The sequence below is a fragment of the Caldovatus aquaticus genome, assembly GCF_019458025.1.
Taxonomy (GTDB): domain Bacteria; phylum Pseudomonadota; class Alphaproteobacteria; order Acetobacterales; family Acetobacteraceae; genus Caldovatus; species Caldovatus aquaticus.
Genome location: NZ_JAHZUY010000011.1, coordinates 1 through 16,812 on the forward strand (window position 1 = coordinate 1; position 16,812 = coordinate 16,812).

General features: G+C 78.1%; 15 protein-coding genes. 6 read left to right on the forward strand and 9 right to left on the reverse strand.

The window, feature by feature from the left end; all coding sequences use genetic code 11:
- Positions 1-254: hypothetical protein (locus K1J50_RS06415; RefSeq protein ID WP_456304552.1), on the forward strand; the 254-nt coding region annotated here is incomplete at its 5' end.
- Positions 251-592, forward strand: a complete 342-nt coding sequence (locus K1J50_RS06420; RefSeq protein WP_220116864.1) for an RNA-binding S4 domain-containing protein — start codon at positions 251-253, stop codon at positions 590-592. The genes K1J50_RS06415 and K1J50_RS06420, both read left to right, overlap by 4 nt.
- A gap of 400 nt (positions 593-992) precedes the next feature.
- Here K1J50_RS06420 and K1J50_RS06425 read toward each other — a convergent pair whose 3' ends face one another.
- From K1J50_RS06425 to K1J50_RS06445, 5 genes are all read right to left on the reverse strand, one after another.
- Positions 993-1,535: an NADH-quinone oxidoreductase subunit B family protein gene (locus K1J50_RS06425; protein ID WP_220116866.1), complete on the reverse strand. Its 543-nt coding sequence runs from the start codon at positions 1,533-1,535 to the stop codon at positions 993-995.
- Positions 1,536-1,552: 17 nt separating this feature from the next.
- Positions 1,553-3,187 carry an NADH-quinone oxidoreductase subunit D-related protein gene (locus K1J50_RS06430; protein ID WP_220116870.1) on the reverse strand — a complete coding sequence of 545 codons (1,635 nt, stop codon included), beginning with the start codon at positions 3,185-3,187 and terminating at the stop codon, positions 1,553-1,555.
- 79 nt (positions 3,188-3,266) lie between these two features.
- Positions 3,267-4,670, reverse strand: coding sequence for a hypothetical protein (locus tag K1J50_RS06435; RefSeq protein WP_220116872.1), 1,404 nt, complete (start codon positions 4,668-4,670; stop codon positions 3,267-3,269).
- A gap of 52 nt (positions 4,671-4,722) precedes the next feature.
- Positions 4,723-5,715 carry an NADH-quinone oxidoreductase subunit H gene (locus tag K1J50_RS06440; protein WP_220116874.1) on the reverse strand — a complete coding sequence of 331 codons (993 nt, stop codon included), beginning with the start codon at positions 5,713-5,715 and terminating at the stop codon, positions 4,723-4,725.
- A 267-nt stretch (positions 5,716-5,982) separates the two neighbouring features.
- Entirely contained in the window at positions 5,983-8,064 is a 2,082-nt protein-coding gene (locus K1J50_RS06445) for a proton-conducting transporter transmembrane domain-containing protein (RefSeq protein WP_220116876.1), read from the reverse strand.
- Positions 8,065-8,342: 278 nt separating this feature from the next.
- Between K1J50_RS06445 and K1J50_RS06450 the strand changes: the two genes are divergently transcribed.
- On the forward strand, positions 8,343-8,894 hold the full coding sequence (locus tag K1J50_RS06450) for a TRAP transporter small permease subunit (protein WP_220116878.1): 552 nt from the start codon (positions 8,343-8,345) through the stop codon (positions 8,892-8,894).
- A gap of 33 nt (positions 8,895-8,927) precedes the next feature.
- Positions 8,928-10,346 carry a TRAP transporter large permease gene (locus K1J50_RS06455; protein ID WP_220116880.1) on the forward strand — a complete coding sequence of 473 codons (1,419 nt, stop codon included), beginning with the start codon at positions 8,928-8,930 and terminating at the stop codon, positions 10,344-10,346.
- A 60-nt stretch (positions 10,347-10,406) separates the two neighbouring features.
- On the opposite strand, the gene K1J50_RS06460 is transcribed toward K1J50_RS06455, so the two are convergent.
- Positions 10,407-11,243, reverse strand: coding sequence for an aldo/keto reductase (locus K1J50_RS06460; protein ID WP_220116882.1), 837 nt, complete (start codon positions 11,241-11,243; stop codon positions 10,407-10,409).
- A 35-nt stretch (positions 11,244-11,278) separates the two neighbouring features.
- Between K1J50_RS06460 and K1J50_RS06465 the strand changes: the two genes are divergently transcribed.
- On the forward strand, positions 11,279-11,932 hold the full coding sequence (locus K1J50_RS06465) for a hypothetical protein (RefSeq protein ID WP_220116884.1): 654 nt from the start codon (positions 11,279-11,281) through the stop codon (positions 11,930-11,932).
- A 104-nt stretch (positions 11,933-12,036) separates the two neighbouring features.
- On the opposite strand, the gene K1J50_RS06470 is transcribed toward K1J50_RS06465, so the two are convergent.
- A complete protein-coding gene (locus K1J50_RS06470; protein WP_220116886.1) occupies positions 12,037-12,963 on the reverse strand; it encodes a BKACE family enzyme in 927 nt (308 codons plus the stop codon).
- A 179-nt stretch (positions 12,964-13,142) separates the two neighbouring features.
- Between K1J50_RS06470 and K1J50_RS06475 the strand changes: the two genes are divergently transcribed.
- Positions 13,143-13,976, forward strand: coding sequence for an EamA family transporter (locus K1J50_RS06475; RefSeq protein WP_220116888.1), 834 nt, complete (start codon positions 13,143-13,145; stop codon positions 13,974-13,976).
- 106 nt (positions 13,977-14,082) lie between these two features.
- Here K1J50_RS06475 and K1J50_RS06480 read toward each other — a convergent pair whose 3' ends face one another.
- Positions 14,083-15,546, reverse strand: coding sequence for an AMP-binding protein (locus K1J50_RS06480; protein ID WP_220116890.1), 1,464 nt, complete (start codon positions 15,544-15,546; stop codon positions 14,083-14,085).
- Positions 15,543-16,811 carry an acyl-CoA dehydrogenase family protein gene (locus K1J50_RS06485; protein ID WP_220116893.1) on the reverse strand — a complete coding sequence of 423 codons (1,269 nt, stop codon included), beginning with the start codon at positions 16,809-16,811 and terminating at the stop codon, positions 15,543-15,545. Before K1J50_RS06485 ends, K1J50_RS06480 begins: the two co-directional genes overlap by 4 nt.
- Position 16,812 lies beyond the last annotated feature (1 nt).

Below are 16,812 nucleotides of genomic sequence, written 5' to 3' on the forward strand. Positions count from 1 at the left end.
CGGCGCAGGCCCCGGCCGAAACGCGGCCGGCCCCGGGCGGCGAGGCGGCGCGTCCGCCGCGCCCGCAGGACCGGCAGGGCCCGCGGCCGCCGCAGCGCGACCCGCGCGAACACCGTGGCGGCAAGGGCGGACCGCAGCGCGCGCCGCGGCCCGAGCGCCGGGGCGAGCCGGTGCCGGTGCCGCTGGTCGCGGCGCCGAAGCCCGAGTCGCCCTTCGCCATCCTCGCCACCCTGAAGCTGCGCAAGGCGCAGTGAGCGGCGGCCGCGACGCGGGCGAGCGGGAAGACCGCGACTGGCAGCGGCTGGACACGTGGCTCTGGTGCGCGCGGGTGGCGAAGACCCGCGCGCTCTGCGCCCGGCTCGTCGCGCAGGGCGGCGTGCGCATCAACCGCCAGCCGACGGACAAGCCGCACGCCCGGCTGCGCCCCGGCGACGTGCTGACCTTCGCGCCCGGGCCACGGGCGCCGGTGCGGATCTGGCGCGTCCTCGCCCTGGCGGAACGGCGCGGACCGGCAACGGAAGCGCGCGCGCTCTACGAGGACCTCACGGAGCCGGCCCCCGGCGGGCGGCCGCCGGGCGCATCCGGCAGCTGAGGCCGAGAGGGCACGCGGCGCGGCCGGCCCCGCCGCCTTCCTGCGCTTCCTGCCGCCCTCCGGATCCGGCAGGATCACGGGCGACGATGGCGCAGCACCGCCCCCCACCCGGCCGCACCGGCGCGAGCACCGGACGGCGAGAGCCACCCCCCGGCGGAAAGGCCGGCGGGATCCGGCCCGGCCGGCGGCATGCCGCGGGCAGGGGGCTGCTCGCCGCCGCAGCCCTTGCCGCGCTTGCGGCCTGCGCCGGGGCGAACGGCGGGCCGGAGCGGACTCCGGAGGAGGAGGGGCGGCCGAGCTGGCTGCCGCCGCCGCGCGGCCGCTATCCTGGTTATCGCCTCCCGGACGACGGGTTCCTCGACAACCTGGCGGCGCGGCCCGGCGACGGCGCCGTCACGGCTCACACCCCCGGTGAGGCCCTCCGTCCCCGGGGCGGCACGTCCTGGGCCTCGATCAGGGCCAGCAGGCCCTCCAGCAGCTGCGCCGGGGACGGCGGGCAGCCGCGGATCACCAGGTCCACCGGCAGGACGGCCTGCGCCCCCCCGGGCTCCACCGCGTAGCTGCCCTTGAACACGCCGCCGTCGAGCGCGCAGTCGCCGACGGCGACCACCCAGCGCGGCGCGGCCATCGCGCCGAAGGCGAACTCCGCCGCCTCGCGCAGGTTGCGGCAGACGGGGCCGGTGACGAGCAGCACGTCGGCCTGCCGCGGGCTCTCGACGAAGCAGAGGCCGAAGCGCTCGAGGTCGTGCACCGTCCCTTCCAGCGCGGCGATCTCCAGCTCGCATCCGCCGCAGGAGCCCGTGTCCACGACGCGCAGCGCGAGGCTGCGGCCGAGCCGCGCGCGCCCCGCCGCCTCCAGCCGCTGCGCGAGCGCCGCGACGGCCTCCGCCGGCACCGGCGGCGCCGCCTCGGACGGGGCCGGCGGGAGGAGGGCGCGCAGCATCCGGCCGATCCGGTCCCTCACAGGTCCACCCCGCTGGCGGAGCAGGAGAAGGAGCGCTCGCAGAGCGCGATGTCGGCGACGTCGCCCCGGGCGATCGCGGCCTCCAGCAGCGGCCAGTGCAGCCAGGAGGGATCGCGCAGGAAGGCGGCCGTGATCAGGCCGCCGTCGTCGAGGCGCAGCCAGTGCAGGCACGCGCCGCGGCAGCCCTCGACGAGACCGATGCCCTCGCCCGCGCGGCCGTCGCTGCCCTGCGGCAAGGGGCGCAGCAGCGTCTCGCCGCGGCCGGCGGCGGGCAGGTCCGCGAGCAGGGCGCGCGCGAGCCGGGCGGCGCCGGCCAGCTCCTCGATCCGCACCGCGAGCCGCGCCGCCGCATCGCCCGCCGCGCGGAGCGCAAGCGGCGGCAGGTCCAGCGCGTCGTAGGGCGCCGCCCGGGCCGCATGGCGCGCGTCGAAGCCGCGGCCGCTGGCGCGCCCGACCACGCCGCAGGCGGCGAAGCGGGCGGCGAGGGCCGGGTCCACGCGGCCGAGGCCGCCGAGCCGCGCGCCCAGCCCGCCGTGATCGCGGGCGAGCCGCATCAGCCCCGGCTGCTCCGCCTCCACCGCCGCGAGCGCGGCCTGGAGGGCGGCGGGCCCCGAGGGGGCGATGTCGATCGCCACGCCCCCGGGCACCACGTGGTCCATCATCAGCCGGTGCCCGAAAGCCCGCTCGGCGGCGCGCAGCACGCCTTCGCGCAGGGCGAGGCAGCGGGTGCGGGGACGGTCGAGCCCGGCCGCGGCGAACAGCGCCGCGGCATCGCGCAGGTGATTGTGGAGGCGCTCGAGCTCCAGCATGAGCGCGCGCAGGTGCCGCGCGCGCGGCGGCGGCTCGATGCCGGCCGCGGCCTCGGCGGCGGCGGCGAAGGCCGAGGCGTGGGCGACGGTGGAATCGCCCGCGAGACGCGCGGCGAAGCGGGCGGCGGCGCGCGGGCTCTTGCCCAGGATCAGCGACAGCGTGCCCTTGTGGGTGTAGCCGAGGCGGTGCTCGGCGCGCAGGACGGCCTCCCCCTGCACGTGCAGGCGCAGCTCGGCCGCCTGGGCGATGCGGCCGCGGATCGGGCCGAGCGGGATCTGCCGCACGCCCGCGCCGGACGCGGGAAGGAATTGCGGCTGCGGCGGCGGACCGGGCGGACGCGGGACCGCGCGCGGCGCGGCGAGCGGGGCGAGGACCGGCCATCGCCCGTGGTCCAGCCAGGGACGCGGATCGGTGCCGCCCTCGGCCTCCAGGCCCCAGAGGTCGCGCACCAGGCGCTCGAACCGCGCGGCGCCGGGACGGACGGGGGAGAGGGCGGGGTAGCGGGCGGCACCGTCGGCCGCGCCCGGCGGCGCACCGCGCGCCGCGGCCGAAGCGAGCATCAGCGCGCCGCCCGGGACGGCCCCCTCCGCGCCGGCGGCGCCGCGCCGGTCGAGAAACGCCGCATGCACCTGGCCCGGCTCGGCCCAGAGGGCGAGGAGCTCGAGCTCCGGCTCGGCCGCCAGCGCCGCGGGCAGGCGCGCCCAGGCCTCGGCGGGGAGGAGGTACCGCTCGGCCGGCAGGACGGGCGTGCCGCCGCGCAGGCCCTGCGGCGCGCCGCCGCGGATCAGCCGGCTGGCCGGCCGGTCGTCGGCGCCGGTCATGGCGGCGGGCAGCGGGCGCCGTCGCGGCGCGCCGCGCGAAGCAGGGGCTTGGGTGCGGTCCGGGGCGGGGGATGCGCCGTCATCCGATCAGCCTCGCGGCCTCTTCCAGGAACCGCGCCACGCCGACCGGCATCGCCATGCCGAGGAGCAGCGCGGCGAGAAGATGCAGGGCGAGCATCGCGCCGGCGGCGCGGCGCGCGACCGGGCCGGCGGCCGGGGCGCCGCCGCCCGGCGCCGGAAGACCCGCCGGGAAGCGGCGCAGCGCGGCGGCGAGCAGCGCCGCCAGCGCGACCATCATCGCCCCGCCGAGCATGGGCGCAAGCCAGGGAGCGCGCGCGGCGATCTCCGCCACCAGCGCGAGCTGGCCGGCGAACAGCACGCCCGGGGGCAGGCCGGCGAGAAGGGCGAGGCCCAGCGCCTCGCCGGCCGCGCGGGTGCGGTCGTCGCGCTCCCCCGCCCCGGCCGCCCCCGCGCCCAGGCGGAGCCCGCTGCGCACCAGGCCCTGCCCGACCAGCAGCAGCAATCCGGCGAGGTTCGCCGCGACGCCGCCCAGGCCGAAGGCAAGGGCGGCCGCCCCGCTCTGCGCCACGCCCGCCCAGGCGACGACCCGGGCGGGCGCCGGCCGCCGCGCCGGGCGGCCCAGGCGCCACAGCGCCCGCGCCGCCAGCAGCGCCGCCGCGATGCCGAGCGCGCCGAGGACGACCGCCGGCATCACGCTCTCCGGATGGGCGGCGACCACCGCCTTGGCGCGCAGCACGCCATGCAGCGCGGCCAGGGGCAGCACCCCGGCGAGCAGCGCCGCGACCGGCGGCGGCGCGGCCTCCTCCGCCTCGCCCGGCACGGCCGGGAGAACGAGGCCGGCCAGCACGCCCTGGCCGAGCGCCAGGCAGAGGAAGGCGAGATCGAGCAGGCGCGGATCGCCCTGCGCCGCCACGAGGCGCAGCGCGGCCCAGGAGAGGCCGGCATCGCCCGCGGTGGCGCGGTGCAGCAGGACAAGGCCGAACAGCGCCAGCGCCAGGCCGAGGCCGCCCGCGAGCAGCAGCCGCCATGCCGCCAGGGCGGCGGGCGGCGCCGCGGCGCCCAGCCCGACCATCGCCACGGCCGCCAGGGTGGCGACCGTCAGGCCGAGCCAGGCGAGGGCGAGGTGGTCGGCCAGCAGCGCCAGCGCGACCCCGGCGAAGAAGACCTGCCAGGCCCCCTCCGCCACCCGCTGCCCCGGCGCGCGCCGCCCATGCCCGGGCGCGGGGAGCGCGGCGGCGGTGGCGCCGATCGCGCCGGCGAGCGCCAGCAGCGTCAGGTTCAGCGCGTCCGGCCGCAGCGCGCCGCCGCCCTCCCGCGGCGGCAGCAGGCAGAGTGCGAGCGCGAGCGCGAGCCACAGCGCCGCGGCGCCGAGCCGCGCGAGGCGGCCCACGCGCCGCCCGGGCAGCATCGCGAGCGGCGCCGCAGCCAGGGGAACCAGCACCGGCAGCCAGGCGAGGGTCATCGCCGCCTCCCTCCGGCGGACGCGCGCCGGCAGGCCCGGACCGGCCCGCGGTTCACAGCCGCACCGCCGAGCCGAACGCGAGCACCACGCCGAGCAGCGCGACGAGCAGCGCCGCGGCGAGGAACTCGGGCAGGCGGGCCGGCGGCAGCCGGGCGCACGCGGCCGCCGCGGCAGCCATCGCGAGGCCGAGCGCGAGGAGCTTGGCGGCCCAGGCCAGCAGCCCCGCTGCCCAGGCGAGCGGCCCGGCGCCCGCCGGCGCCAGCCCGACGGGCAGCGCCAGCGCGGCGATCAGGCTCAGCCAGACGAGCAGCCGCAGCGCCGCCTGGAACTCCCACAGCGCCAGATGCCGGCCCGATGCGTCGCGCGGCGCGGCCGCCCGGTCGCCCGCCAGCTCCCGCTCCGCCTCCGGCGGCAGCGCCGGCGCGCCGGCGCCCCCGAGCGGAAGCCGCGCGTTCTCCGCGAGCGCCAGCCCGGCCAGGGCCAGCACCGCGGAAGCGGGAAGCGCCAGGCGGGCCACGCCGCCGCCGGCGCCCCCTTCCCGGACCGCGGCGATGATGCCTTCGAGCCCCGTGGTCCCGGCCAGCATCGCCAGCCCCATCGCGGCGATCACCAGCGCCGGCTCGGCGAGCACGAGCCGGACCAGGCCGCGTGCGGCGTCGAGCCCGCCCAGCGCGCCGGCCTCCATCGCCGCCAGTTCCCGCGCCAGCCGCGCCAGGAGGAGCAGCCCCGCCACCAGCAGCAGATCGGCGAGCGGGCCGAGGAGCATGCCGAGCGAGAAGGAGGGGACCAGCGCGGCCGCCAGCACGGTGGCGACCACCGCGGCGCAGGGCGCGACGCGGGCGACGGGCGAGGCGCCCTCGGCCGCCACGGTCTGCTTGCGCAGCAGCTTCCGCAGGTCGCGCCAGGGCTGCAGCGGGTGGGGCCCGCGCCGCCCGGCGAGGCGCGCCGCCGCGGTGCGCAGGAGCCCCGCAAGCAGCGGCGCCGCGGCGAGCATCACCGCCAGGTGCAGGACCTGGACCAGGAGCGCCCCGAGCCAGCCGGACACGCCGCTCATCCCCGCGCCGCGGCCGGGCGGGCACGGAGGGAGGCGGTCCCCGTGTGCGGCGCCGCTCCGCCGCCGCGCCCCGCTGCGCACCGCCGCGCCGAGGCTCCGCCCCGCAGCCCGGCCCACCCGCGCCTCGCGCCGCCGTGCCGCCGCCCCCGCGGCGCGGGGAGGCGGCAGGCGGCGCGATCGGCGGGCGGAACCCGCCCCCCGCCGCGAGGGGCCGGCCTCGGGAACGATCGGACCCGGCAGGCCACGGTCCCTCCCTCGTCAGCCGGTCGCCGCCAGGGCGAGCAGCGCCGCCAGCAGGCCGAGCAGGATCGCGAACAGGCGGCCGACCACGCGCCGCACCGGCAGGCGCCGGGTCTCGACACGCAGCCGCCCCGGCATGGCAAGGCCGTTCGCCGCCCGCAGGGCGCGGCGCGCCCAGCGCAGCGGCCGGACCCACGAGGCGGCGGCCGCCTGCGGCACGGCCGGGCGAGGATCGTCCGGCGCCCGCCGGAGCGGCCGCGCCGCGGCGCACCCCTGCAGGCCAAGCGCCGCCCGGCGCAGCGGTTGCGCCATCCCGGCGGCGCTCGGCTGGATCGCCGGATCGCCGAAGGGCAGGTGCGGCGGCGGCGCCATCGCGCCCCCGGTCCAGGCGGGAGCCTCCGCCAGCCCCGGCGTGGCCCACCGGCGCAGCGCCAGGGCCAGGGCCAGCGCGACAAGGGCCAGGAGCAGCGCCACCGCCGGCGGGACGAGACGCGCCACCGCCTCCGGCGCGTCCACGCCGGGCGCCGCGATGCCGAGCAGGCCGGCCCGCGGCGCGACGCTCGCGCCCGCCAGCCGCTGCAGGGCCGGATCGGCGAAGGCGAGCAGCGCCCCCGGCACCAGGCCGACCAGCACGCAGAAGCCCGCCGGCAGGGCGAGGGCGGCGATCCGGGTGCGGGGGAGCGTCTCCGCGGCGCCGGCCGCGCGCGGCGTGCGCGGCGGCCCGAGGAAGGCGAGGCCGTAGAAGCGCACCAGGGCCGCCGCGGCCAGGGCCGCGGCGAGCGCGGCGAGCAGGGCGGCGCCGAGGGCGGCGAACTGGAATCCGGCGTCGCCCACCCGCCAGGCGGCGAACAGCCCCTGCAACAGCAGCCAGTGCGCGGCGAAGCCGGAGAGCGGCGGCAGCGCCGCCAGCGACGCGGCAGCCAGCAGCGCGCCGCCGGCGGTCCACGGCATCGTCCGGACGAGCCCGCCCAGCCGGTCGAGCCGGCGGCTGCCCGCGCCGCGCCGCACCCCCTCCGCGACCAGCATCAGCAGCGTCACCGCCGCGGCCTGGTGCAGCGCCTGCAGCAGCCCCGCCCCGGCGGCGAGCGCTGCGAGCGGGCCGAGATCGGCGGCGCGGAATCCGGCCGCGAGCCCCAGCGCGGCCAGAGCGAGTCCGCTCTGGCCGACGGCGAGGGCGGCGACGACCGAATCGGCGTCGCGCTCGGCCGTCGCCGCGCGCGCCGCGCCGGCGCAGGCCAGCGCGGCCCCGGCGAGCAGCGGCGGCACGCCCCACCAGGGCGGCTGGGCCGGGCCGCCGAGATCGAGCAGCAGCCGCGCCGCCGCGTAGGGCGCGAGCACGGGCAGCGCGCCGAGCAGCAGCGCGGCCGCCGGCCCCGCTCCTCCCGCCGCCGTCGCGGCCGCCGCGAGCGGCGGCGGGCGGCGCCCCGGCAGCAGGCCGGCCAGCCACGCGATCCCGGCGAGCGCGAGCAGGTGGAACGCGGCGGCCCGCCAGCCCTCCGGCGGATGGGCGCGGAGCGCCGCGAAATCCGGCGCGGACTCGCCGCTCCCTCCGGCGGCGGCCAGCCCGAACGCGGCGGCGAGGCACAGCGCGCCACCGCCGGAGGCCAGCAACAGGCCCCGCACCGCCCGCCGGGACGCCGCCGGGCCGGCCTCGCGCGCCGCCAGCCCCGCCGCCACCACCGCCACGAGGCCGAAGCCGAGCAGGAGGCCGAAGCCGTCGGCGGCGAGCACGGCGAGCCCGAGGCCCGCGAGCAGCAGCGGCGGCGCGGCGAGCCGCCGCGGCGGCACCGGCCCGGGCACCGCGCGAGGGCCCGCGAGCGCGGCGGCGGCCGCGCAGAGGCCGAGCGGGAGCAGAAACCAGGCCGACAGCCCGTCGAGCGCGAGGCGCAGAGGCCCCCAGGGCGAGGCGAGCGGCAGGGCGAGCGGCGGCGCCGCGACGCCCAGCGCGAGAGCGCCCGCCCCCAGCGACGCCAGGACCCCGGCGGCGGCGCCGCAGGCGGCCTGCAGCGCGGCCTCCCCCCCGGCGCGGCGCGCCAGGAGCGGCGCCGCGGCGCCGAGCAGGAGCAGGGCGAGGAGCACCAGGGCGAGGGCCGTCAGCACGTCGGCGAGCGCGGCTGGCCGGGGGCGGAGGAGCGGAGGGGCGCGAAGGCGGGCACGAGGCGACGATAGCAGCTCGCCGGACGGCGCCGGGAGGGGCGGCGCGCGAGGGGCGGTGCCGCCGGGCGCGGCCGGCAAATCATGGCTTCCCTTCCCAGGCCAGGGGCGGTATCCGCGCAAGGCATGCGGGGCACGGGCCGTGCCCCGCCAACAGCGAGGCTTCGCCATGTCCGGCCGCACCCCAATGCCGGCCAGCGACGCTTGAGCGCGCCGCGGCCGCGATGCGTCTGCTGCTCCGATTCAGCCGGGCGATGGACCGGCTCAGCACCGCCTTCGGCTCGGTCGCCGACTGGATGGTGCTGCTCTCCTGCGCGATCAGCGCCGCCAACGCCTTCCTGCGCTACGGGATCAGCTACTCCTCCAACGCGTGGCTCGAGGCGCAGTGGTACCTGTTCGCCGGCATGGTGATGCTCGGCGCCTCCTACACGCTGCTGCGCAACGAGCACGTGCGGGTGGACCTCGTCTACGGCGCGCTGGGCGAGCGGGCGAAGCTCTGGGTGGACGTGATCGGCACCCTCGTCTTCCTGCTGCCGGGGATGGCGCTGCTCGCCTGGATGACCTGGCCCGTCTTCCTCGACAGCTTCCTGCGCGACGAGGGCAGCCCGAATCCCGGCGGGCTCCTGCGCTGGCCGGTGAAGGTGCTGATGCCGGTCGGCTTCGCGCTGATGACGCTGCAGGGGCTTTCCGAGCTCATCAAGCGCGTCGCCCTGCTGCGCGGCGTCCCGCTCGGCGGCGCCGAGCTGCACGCCGAGTACCACCGCCCCGAGCAATAGCCCCGACGCCGCCCCGGACGCCCGCACACCGCCATGCCGCTCCCTCCACTCGAGATGATGCCGCCGCTGATGTTCGGCGGGCTCGTCCTGTTCCTGCTCGTCGGCTACCCGGTGGCGTTCTCGCTCGCCGCGGTCGGCCTGTTCTTCGGCTTCCTCTCGATCGAGGCCGGCTACTTCACCGAGGCCTACCTGCACAACCTGCCGCTGCGCATCTTCGGCATCCTCTCCAACGACCTGCTGCTGGCGATCCCGTTCTTCACCCTGATGGGGGCGATCCTGGAGCGCTGCGGCCTCGCCGAGGACCTGCTGGAGGGCACGGGGCAGCTCTTCGGCAAGGTCCCGGGCGGGCTCGCCTACGCGGTGATCATCGTCGGCGCGATCCTCGGCGCGATCACCGGGACGGTCGCGGCGAGCGTGATCGCGATGGGCATGATCTCGCTGCCGGTGATGATGCGCTACGGCTACGACATGCGCATCGCCACCGGCGTGATCGCGGCGAGCGGCACGATCACGCAGGTGATCCCGCCCTCGCTGGTGCTGATCGTGCTCGGCGACGTGCTCGGCAAGAGCGTGGGCGACATGTACGCCGGGGCGATCGGCCCCTCCTTCCTGCAGACCTTCCTGTTCCTCGCCTACATCGCGCTGGTCAGCATCGTCGCCCCGCACCGGGTGCCGCCGCTGCCGCCGGAGGCGCTGGTGCCGCGCGGCTGGTCGCTGTGGTGGCGGGTGCTGCGCGGCATGGTGCCCTCGATCGTGCTGATCTTCATGGTGCTCGGCACGATCTTCCTCGGCCTCGCCACGCCGACCGAGGCCGGGGCGATGGGCGTGGTGGGGGCGGTGGCGCTCGCGATCATGAACCGCCGCTTCACCTGGATCCTGATGCGCCAGGCGATGGGCAACACCATGCGCATCACCGCCATGGTGCTGTTCATCCTGGTCGGCGCGACGGTGTTCAGCCTGGTCTTCCAGGGCGTGGACGGCGGGCTCTGGATCGAGCACCTGCTCTCCCACCTGCCCGGCGGGGCGACCGGGTTCCTGATCTTCACCCAGGTCTTCATCTTCCTGCTGGCGTTCTTCCTCGACTTCTTCGAGATCGCCTTCATCGTGCTGCCGCTGCTCGCGCCGGTCGCGGCGAAGCTCGGGATAGACCTGGTGTGGTTCGGGGTGCTGATCTGCGTGAACATGCAGACCAGCTTCATGCACCCCCCCTTCGGCTTCGCGCTGTTCTACCTGCGCGGCATCGCGCCCCGCGAGGTGAGGAGCGCCGACATCTACTGGGGCGCGATCCCGTGGGTGGTCCTGCAGCTCCTGCTCGTCGCCATCGTCATCTTCTGGCCGGAGAGCGTGACCTACTGGATCGACAAGGGCACCGGCGTGGACCCGAGCACGGTGCGGATCGAGGTGCCGCTGCCGGACGCAGCCGACGAGCCGCCGATGCCGACCTTCCGGTAGAGGGAGCCGACCGCGGCGGGCCCGGCCGGGCGAGCGCGGCGCCGGAGCCGCCGCGCCGCCTCAGAGCATCGCCAGCGGCCGCTTGCGCTTCGGCGGGGGGAAGGCGGCGTCGAGCTCCGCCAGGTCCTGCGGCGTGAGCACGATCGCGGCGGCCGCCGCGTTCTCGCGCACATGCGCGGGATCGGCGGCCTTCGGGATGGCGATCACCCCGCCCGGCGCGCGCAGCGCCCAGGCGAGCGCGATCTGCGCCGGCGTCGCGCCGTGCCGCGCGGCGACCGCGGCGAGGGCGCGGTCGCGCAGCATCCGCCCGCCCTGGCCGAGCGGCGAATAGGCCATCACCGGCATGCCGCGCGCGCGGCAGAAGGGCAGCAGGTCGAACTCGATGCCGCGCGCCGAGAGGTTGTAGAGCACCTGGTCGGTCGCGCAGCGCGCCAGCGCCGCGCCGAGCTCCTCGAGATCGGCGACGTCGAGGTTGCTCACCCCCCAGCGGCGGATCTTGCCCTGGCGCTTCAGCGCCTCGAAGGCCGCGACGGTCTCGGCGAGGGGGGCGGCGCCGCGCCAGTGCAGCAGGTAGAGGTCGAGGGTCTCGACGCGCAGGCGGCGCAGGCTGCGCTCGCAGGCGGCGGGCATGGCCCGGCGCGTGGCGTTGTGCGGATAGACCTTGGAGACGAGGAAGACGCTCTCGCGCGGCCGGCCGGCGATCGCCTCGCCCACCACCTCCTCGGCGCCGCCCTCGCCGTACATCTCGGCGGTGTCTATCAGGGTCAGGCCGAGATCGAGGCCGAGGCGCAGCGCGTCCGCCTCGGCACGGCGGTCGGCGCGGCGCTCGCCCATGTGCCAGGTGCCCTGGCCGAGCGCGGGGACCTCGGTCCCGTCGGGCAGTCGCACGGTCTTCATGGCGCGGCTCCTCGGTTCTGCGTATTTTCGCCCCCATGCGCCGGACCGCAACCGCCGCCTGCGCCCGCGCGGCCCTGCTGTTGCTGCTGCTGCTGCCGCCGCTGCCGGCGGCGGCGCAGCCGGCGCCGCCGCAGGTGGAGGAGGAGATCGGCACCTGGCGCCTGCGCTGCGCGGTGGACCGCATGACCGACCGCGCCGAGTGCGTGCTGCGCCACCGCGACTGGATCGAGCCGCCCGCCCCCGGCCAGGCGGGCCTGGCGCTCGAGGTGCAGAACCGCGGCGGGCGGCTGGTGCCGGTGGTGACGGCGCGCGACATCCCCCTCGAGGGGGCGGCGCGTGGCCTGCTCGCCCTGACCGGCACCGCCCAGCTCCGCTTCCCGCCGCACCGCCTGCTGGAGATGCCCTGCGGGCTGGAGGGGCGGTCCCTGGTCTGCGCCCCCCGCCCGGGCCCGGACCTCCTGCGCGCGGCGGAGGAACTGCCGGAGGCGACACGGGCGCTGGTGCGCATGGTGGGGCTCGGCACCGGCGGCGGCCCGCTGAGCGAACCGACCGAGCTGCCGCTCTCCGGCACGCGCGAGGCGCTGGCGCGCTTCCGGCAGATCGCGCCCGAGCCGCCGCCGCTGCCCCTGCCGCCGGGCGCCGAGGTGCGCGAGCTGCTCGAGCGGCTGCGCCGCCTGTTCGGCCCGTAGGGCGGACCGCGGACGGCCGTTCCCGGCCGGGCGCGCCCGCGCCGCGGCGGCCATGGGGCCGAGCGGGTGGCGGCGCCTGCGGCCGCCCGGCGCGGCGGCCGCGCTCAGAAGCCGACCTGGTCGCCGCCCTTGAGCTTGAGGATCGCGCGCGCTTCCGCCGGCGTTGCGATCTCGAGGCTCAGCTCCTCGAGGATGCGGCGGATCTTCGCCACCTGCTCGGCGTTCGAGGTCGCCTGCCGGCCCTTGCCGATCCACAGGCTGTCCTCGAGCCCGACGCGGACATTGCCGCCCATCATGCCGGCCATGGTGCAGAAGGGCATCTGGTGCCGCCCCGCCGCCAGCACCGACCAGACGTAGTCCTTGCCGAACAGCCTGTCGGCGGTCTCCTTCATGAACAGCAGGTTGCGCGGCTCGGCGCCGATGCCGCCGAGGATGCCGAAGATCGTCTGCACGAACAGCGGCGGCTCCACCACCTTGCGGTCGAGCATGTGGGCGAGGTTGTAGAGGTGGCCGACGTCGTAGCACTCGAACTCGAAGCGCGTGCCGTGCGCCTTGCCGAGCCGCTCGACGATCTGCTCGATGTCCTGGAAGGTGTTGCGGAAGATGAAGTTGGTGGTGCCTTCGAGGTAGGGCTTCTCCCAGGCGTGCTTCCACGTCTTCACCCGCGCCGCGCTGGGGGCGATGTTGAAGTTCATCGAGCCCATGTTGAGCGAGCACATCTCCGGCTTCGCCAGCAGCGGGGCGGCGAGGCGCTCGTCGAGGCTCATGCCGAGGCCGCCGCCGGTGGTGATGTTGATCACCGCGTCGGTGGACTGCTTGATGACCGGCAGGAACTGCATGAACACCGCGGGGTCCGGAGTCGGGCGGCCGTCCCGGGGGTCGCGCGCGTGCAGGTGGATGATGGCCGCGCCCGCCTCGGCGGCGGCGATGGACTGTTCGGCGATCTGCTGCGGCGTGATCGGCAGGTAGTCGCTCATCGAGGGCGTGTGGATCGCCCCGGTGACGGCGCAGGTGATGATGACCTTGGACATGGCGGGCGCGCTCCCTCCGGCTGAGGGGGCGATCCTGCCGCGCGCGCCGCGCCCGCGCCAGGGGTGGGCCGCCAGGCCCGGCCGGAGTGCCGCGCGCGCGGGCCGGGCGAGGGAGGGCGGAACCGCGCGCGCCGCGGCCGGGCTTGCCGGGCGCGCGCGGCGCGGCGAGGCTCGCGCCCATGCTCACCGGCCCGGTCTTCCTGCTCGTGCTCGCCGGCGCGGCGCTGCACGCGGCCTGGAACGTCGCGGTGCGCGGCGCGCGCGACCGGCGGCGCGAGGCGGCGCTGGTGGTGGCCGGCGGCGCGCTGCTCGCGGCGCCGGCCCTGCCCTTCCTGCCGCTGCCGCGGAGCGCGGCCTGGCCCTGGCTCGCGGGCTCGGTGGCGCTGCACGTGGCGTATTTCGCCCTCCTCGCCGAGGCCTATGCGCGCGGCGCGGTCGCCCTCGCCTATCCCCTGATGCGCGGCACGGCGCCGGCGCTCGCCGCGCTGCTCGCCTGGCCGCTGTTCGGCGAGGCGCTGCCGCCGCCGGGCTGGCTCGGCGTCGGCGCGGTGTGCGGCGGGGTGCTGCTGCTCGCGCTCGGCCGGCGGGCCGCGGATCCGGCGGCCGCGGCGGTCGCCTGCGCGCTCGCCAACGCCGCGGTGATCGCCGCCTACACGCTGGTGGACGCGGCGGGGGCGCGCGCCGCGGGCGATCCCGTGGCCTACACGCTGTGGCTGTTCGTGCTGATGGCGTTCCCCACCGTCCCGGTGCTGCTGCGCTTCCGGCTTGCCGTCCCGGGCCGCGCCGAGGCGGCGCGCGCGCTCGGCGGCGGGGCGGCGAGCGTCGCCGCCTATGCGCTGGCCCTGTGGGCGATGGCGCAGGCGCCGGTGGCGGCGGTGGCGGCGCTGCGCGAGACCGCCACCCTGTTCGGGCTGGTGCTGGCGCGGCTCCTGCTCGGCGAACGGCCGGGCGCCGCCGGCTGGGCCGGGGCGGGGGCGATCGCGGCGGGCGCGGCGCTGCTGCGGCTGGCCTGAGGCGCCGCCAGCGCCGGCGATCCCGTTCGCGCCGCCGGCGCCCGCCCGCTCCGCACCCTCGGCTCGGCCGCCGGCCGCGGCTGGCCTGCCCCGGCGCCCGCCGCCCTCACGCCCCGCCCGCGCCGCGCGCGGCCAGCGCCCGCAGCGCGCCGAGCTCCACCTTGCCGAGCGCGGTGCGCGGCAGCGCCTCCGCCACCACCACGTCGCGCGGATGCTTGAAGCGCGCGATCCGCCCCTCGAAGTGCGCCAGCACGGCCGCGCGCGAGAAGCCCTCGCCGGGGACGACGACGGCGACCGGCACCTCGCCCCAGCGCGGGTCGGGGCGGCCGCAGACCGCGCCCTCGCGCACGCCGGGGGCGGTGCGCAGCACGCGCTCGACCTCGGCCGGGTAGATGTTCTCGCCGCCGGAGATGATCACGTGCTTGAGGCGATCGGTGAACCACCAGCGGCCGGCGGCGTCCACATGGCCGACATCGCCGGTGGCGAACCAGCCCTCCGCCGTCGTCGCGCGCTGCCCGGGCCAGTAGGCGCGCAGCACCGCGGGGCCGCGCACCTGGATCTCGCCCCGCGCCCCGGGCGGCAGCGGACGGCCCGCCTCGTCCACGATCCGGCATTCGGCGTGCAGCGCGGGCCGGCCGATCGAGCCGGGCGCGGCGAGCGCCTCCGCCCGCGTCTGGCAGATCGCGATCGGGCCGGTCTCGGTCGCGCCGTAGATCTGCTGGACCGGGATGCCGCGGGCATGGAAGGCCTCGATCAGCGGCAGCGGCACCTCGGAGGAGCCGGCGCCGACGGCGCGCAGCGAGGAGAGGTCGGCCGCGGCCCAGCCGGGATGCGCGACCAGCGCCTGCATCACCGCCGGCACCAGCAGCGAGAGGGTGGGCCGGTCGCGCGCGCACGCCGCGAAGAAGGCGGCGGGGTCGAAGCGCGGGTGCAGCACCACCTCGGCGCCGCAGTAGAGGGCGGGCAGGGTCTGGATGTTGAGGCCGCCGACATGGAACAGCGGCAGCACGGTCAGCACCCGGTCGGCGGGCGTGAGCGCGTGCAGGTGCAGGCCGTTGAGCGCGTTGAACAGCAGCGCGCGCTGGTCGAGCACCGCGCCCTTGGGGCGGCCGGTGGTGCCGGAGGTGTAGACGAGCAGGACCGGATCGTCCTCGCCGCCGGCGGGGGGCGGCGCCGGACCGTCGCCGCGCTCGGCCTCGGCGGCGAACAGGGCGCAGCCGGCCGGCGCCACCGCGCGCGCGGCCGCGGCGTGGTCGGCCGTGGCGGCGAGCAGGCGGGCGCCGCAATCCTCGAGGATGAAGCGCAGCTCGGGCGGGGCGAGGCGCCAGTTGAGCGGCACCTGGATCGCGCCGAGCCGGGCGCAGGCGAACAGCAGCACGATCTGGGCCGGGTGGTTGAGGCCGAGGAAGGCCACGCGGTCGCCGCGCCGCACGCCGCGCGCGGCGAGGGCGGCGGCGGCGCGGGCGACGTCGCGGGCGAGGGCGGCGTAGGAGAGGACGCGCCCCGCGAAGCGCAGGGCGGGGGCGTCGGGCGCGTGGTCGGCGTGGCGTTCGATCCAGCGCCAGATCATCCGTCGGTCTCGCCCTTCTCGTAGAGGCACTCGCGCCCGAGCCGGTCGAGGCACAGCTCCGCCGTCCAGGGCAGCATCAGCGAGCCGCAGCGCGCGTCGCGGTAGAGGCGCTCGAGCGGCAGCGACTTCAGCATGGACTGGCCGCCGCAGGTGCGTATGGCGAGCGCGGCCAGCGCCTGCGCGTTCTCCATCACCGTGTACTGCGCCGCCCAGGCGCGCAGCACCTGGTCCTTGGAAGGGTCGGGGCCGGCCTCGGCGACGGCCTGGAACCAGAGCGCCTTGGTCTGCTCCAGCATCACCTTCATCTGCGCGACCGCGATCTGCTTGGTCGGGTACATGCGGCGCTTCACCGGCGGCATGCCCGGCCACTCGCCGCGCAGATAGGCCACGGTGAAGTCGAACGCGGCCTGGGCGAGACCGAGATAGGTGGGCGAGAGGGTGAGGAACATGTGCGGCCAGCGCGTCGCCGCCTGGAAGTAGCAGCCGGGCGGCATCAGCGCCGCGTCCTCCTCGACGAAGACGTCGCGGAACAGGAGGTCGCGCGAGACCGTGCCGCGCATCCCGAGCGGGTCCCACTCGCCGGCCACCGACACCCCCGGCGCCGTGGCCGGGACGGCGAGGTAGAGCGTGTCGCGCCGCGACGGCGCCTCGCCCTCGCGCGTCTCGGTGCACAGCACGCCGTAGTAGTCGGCATGGCCGGCGAGGCTGGCGAAGATCTTCCGGCCGTTGACCACGAAGCCGCCGGGGACGCGCCGCGCCGTGGTGCCGAAGGCCCCCGCGCCGGCCGCCGCGGCGCCGCCCTCCGAGAAGGGCTGGGCGTAGATCGCGCCGTCCTCGAGGATGCGGCGGTAGTGGATCGCGCGGCGGCGGCGGTGCGCGGCGCGCGTCGCCGCCCCCATCTCCAGGTCCTCGGTCAGCGCCCCGGTCCAGAGGGTGGAGCAGACGTGCATGTTCCAGGTGAGCGCGGTGGCGCCGCAGTAGCGGCCCATCTCCGCCGCCACCAGGCAGTAGGCGCGGAAATCGGCGCCGGCGCCGCCCTCCTCGCGCGGGATGCAGAGGGCGAGGAAGCCCTCGCGGTGCATGTCGCGGTAGTTCTCGGTCGGGAAGGAGGCCTCGCGGTCGTGCCGCGCGGCGCGCGGGGCGAGCGCGCGGCGGCCGAGGTCGCGCGCCCTCGCCGTCCACTCGGCCTCGAACGCGGTCAGGCGCCAGGCGGCGGGGTCGAACATCGGCGCGTCGGCGGCGGTCGCGGCGAGCGGCGCGTGCATC

Bases quoted from the DNA above. Each gene is read 5' to 3' on its own strand.
- K1J50_RS06460 (WP_220116882.1), bottom strand. From the start codon at position 11,243: ATGAAGACCGTGCGACTGCCCGACGGGACCGAGGTCCCCGCGCTCGGC.
- K1J50_RS06435 (WP_220116872.1), bottom strand. From the start codon at position 4,670: ATGACCCTCGCCTGGCTGCCGGTGCTGGTTCCCCTGGCTGCGGCGCCG.
- K1J50_RS06430 (WP_220116870.1), bottom strand. From the start codon at position 3,187: ATGACCGGCGCCGACGACCGGCCGGCCAGCCGGCTGATCCGCGGCGGC.
- K1J50_RS06475 (WP_220116888.1), top strand. From the start codon at position 13,143: ATGCTCACCGGCCCGGTCTTCCTGCTCGTGCTCGCCGGCGCGGCGCTG.
- K1J50_RS06465 (WP_220116884.1), top strand. From the start codon at position 11,279: ATGCGCCGGACCGCAACCGCCGCCTGCGCCCGCGCGGCCCTGCTGTTG.
- K1J50_RS06470 (WP_220116886.1), bottom strand. From the start codon at position 12,963: ATGTCCAAGGTCATCATCACCTGCGCCGTCACCGGGGCGATCCACACG.
- K1J50_RS06480 (WP_220116890.1), bottom strand. From the start codon at position 15,546: ATGATCTGGCGCTGGATCGAACGCCACGCCGACCACGCGCCCGACGCC.
- K1J50_RS06450 (WP_220116878.1), top strand. From the start codon at position 8,343: ATGCGTCTGCTGCTCCGATTCAGCCGGGCGATGGACCGGCTCAGCACC.
- K1J50_RS06425 (WP_220116866.1), bottom strand. From the start codon at position 1,535: ATGCTGCGCGCCCTCCTCCCGCCGGCCCCGTCCGAGGCGGCGCCGCCG.
- K1J50_RS06485 (WP_220116893.1), bottom strand. From the start codon at position 16,811: ATGCACGCGCCGCTCGCCGCGACCGCCGCCGACGCGCCGATGTTCGAC.
- K1J50_RS06455 (WP_220116880.1), top strand. From the start codon at position 8,928: ATGCCGCTCCCTCCACTCGAGATGATGCCGCCGCTGATGTTCGGCGGG.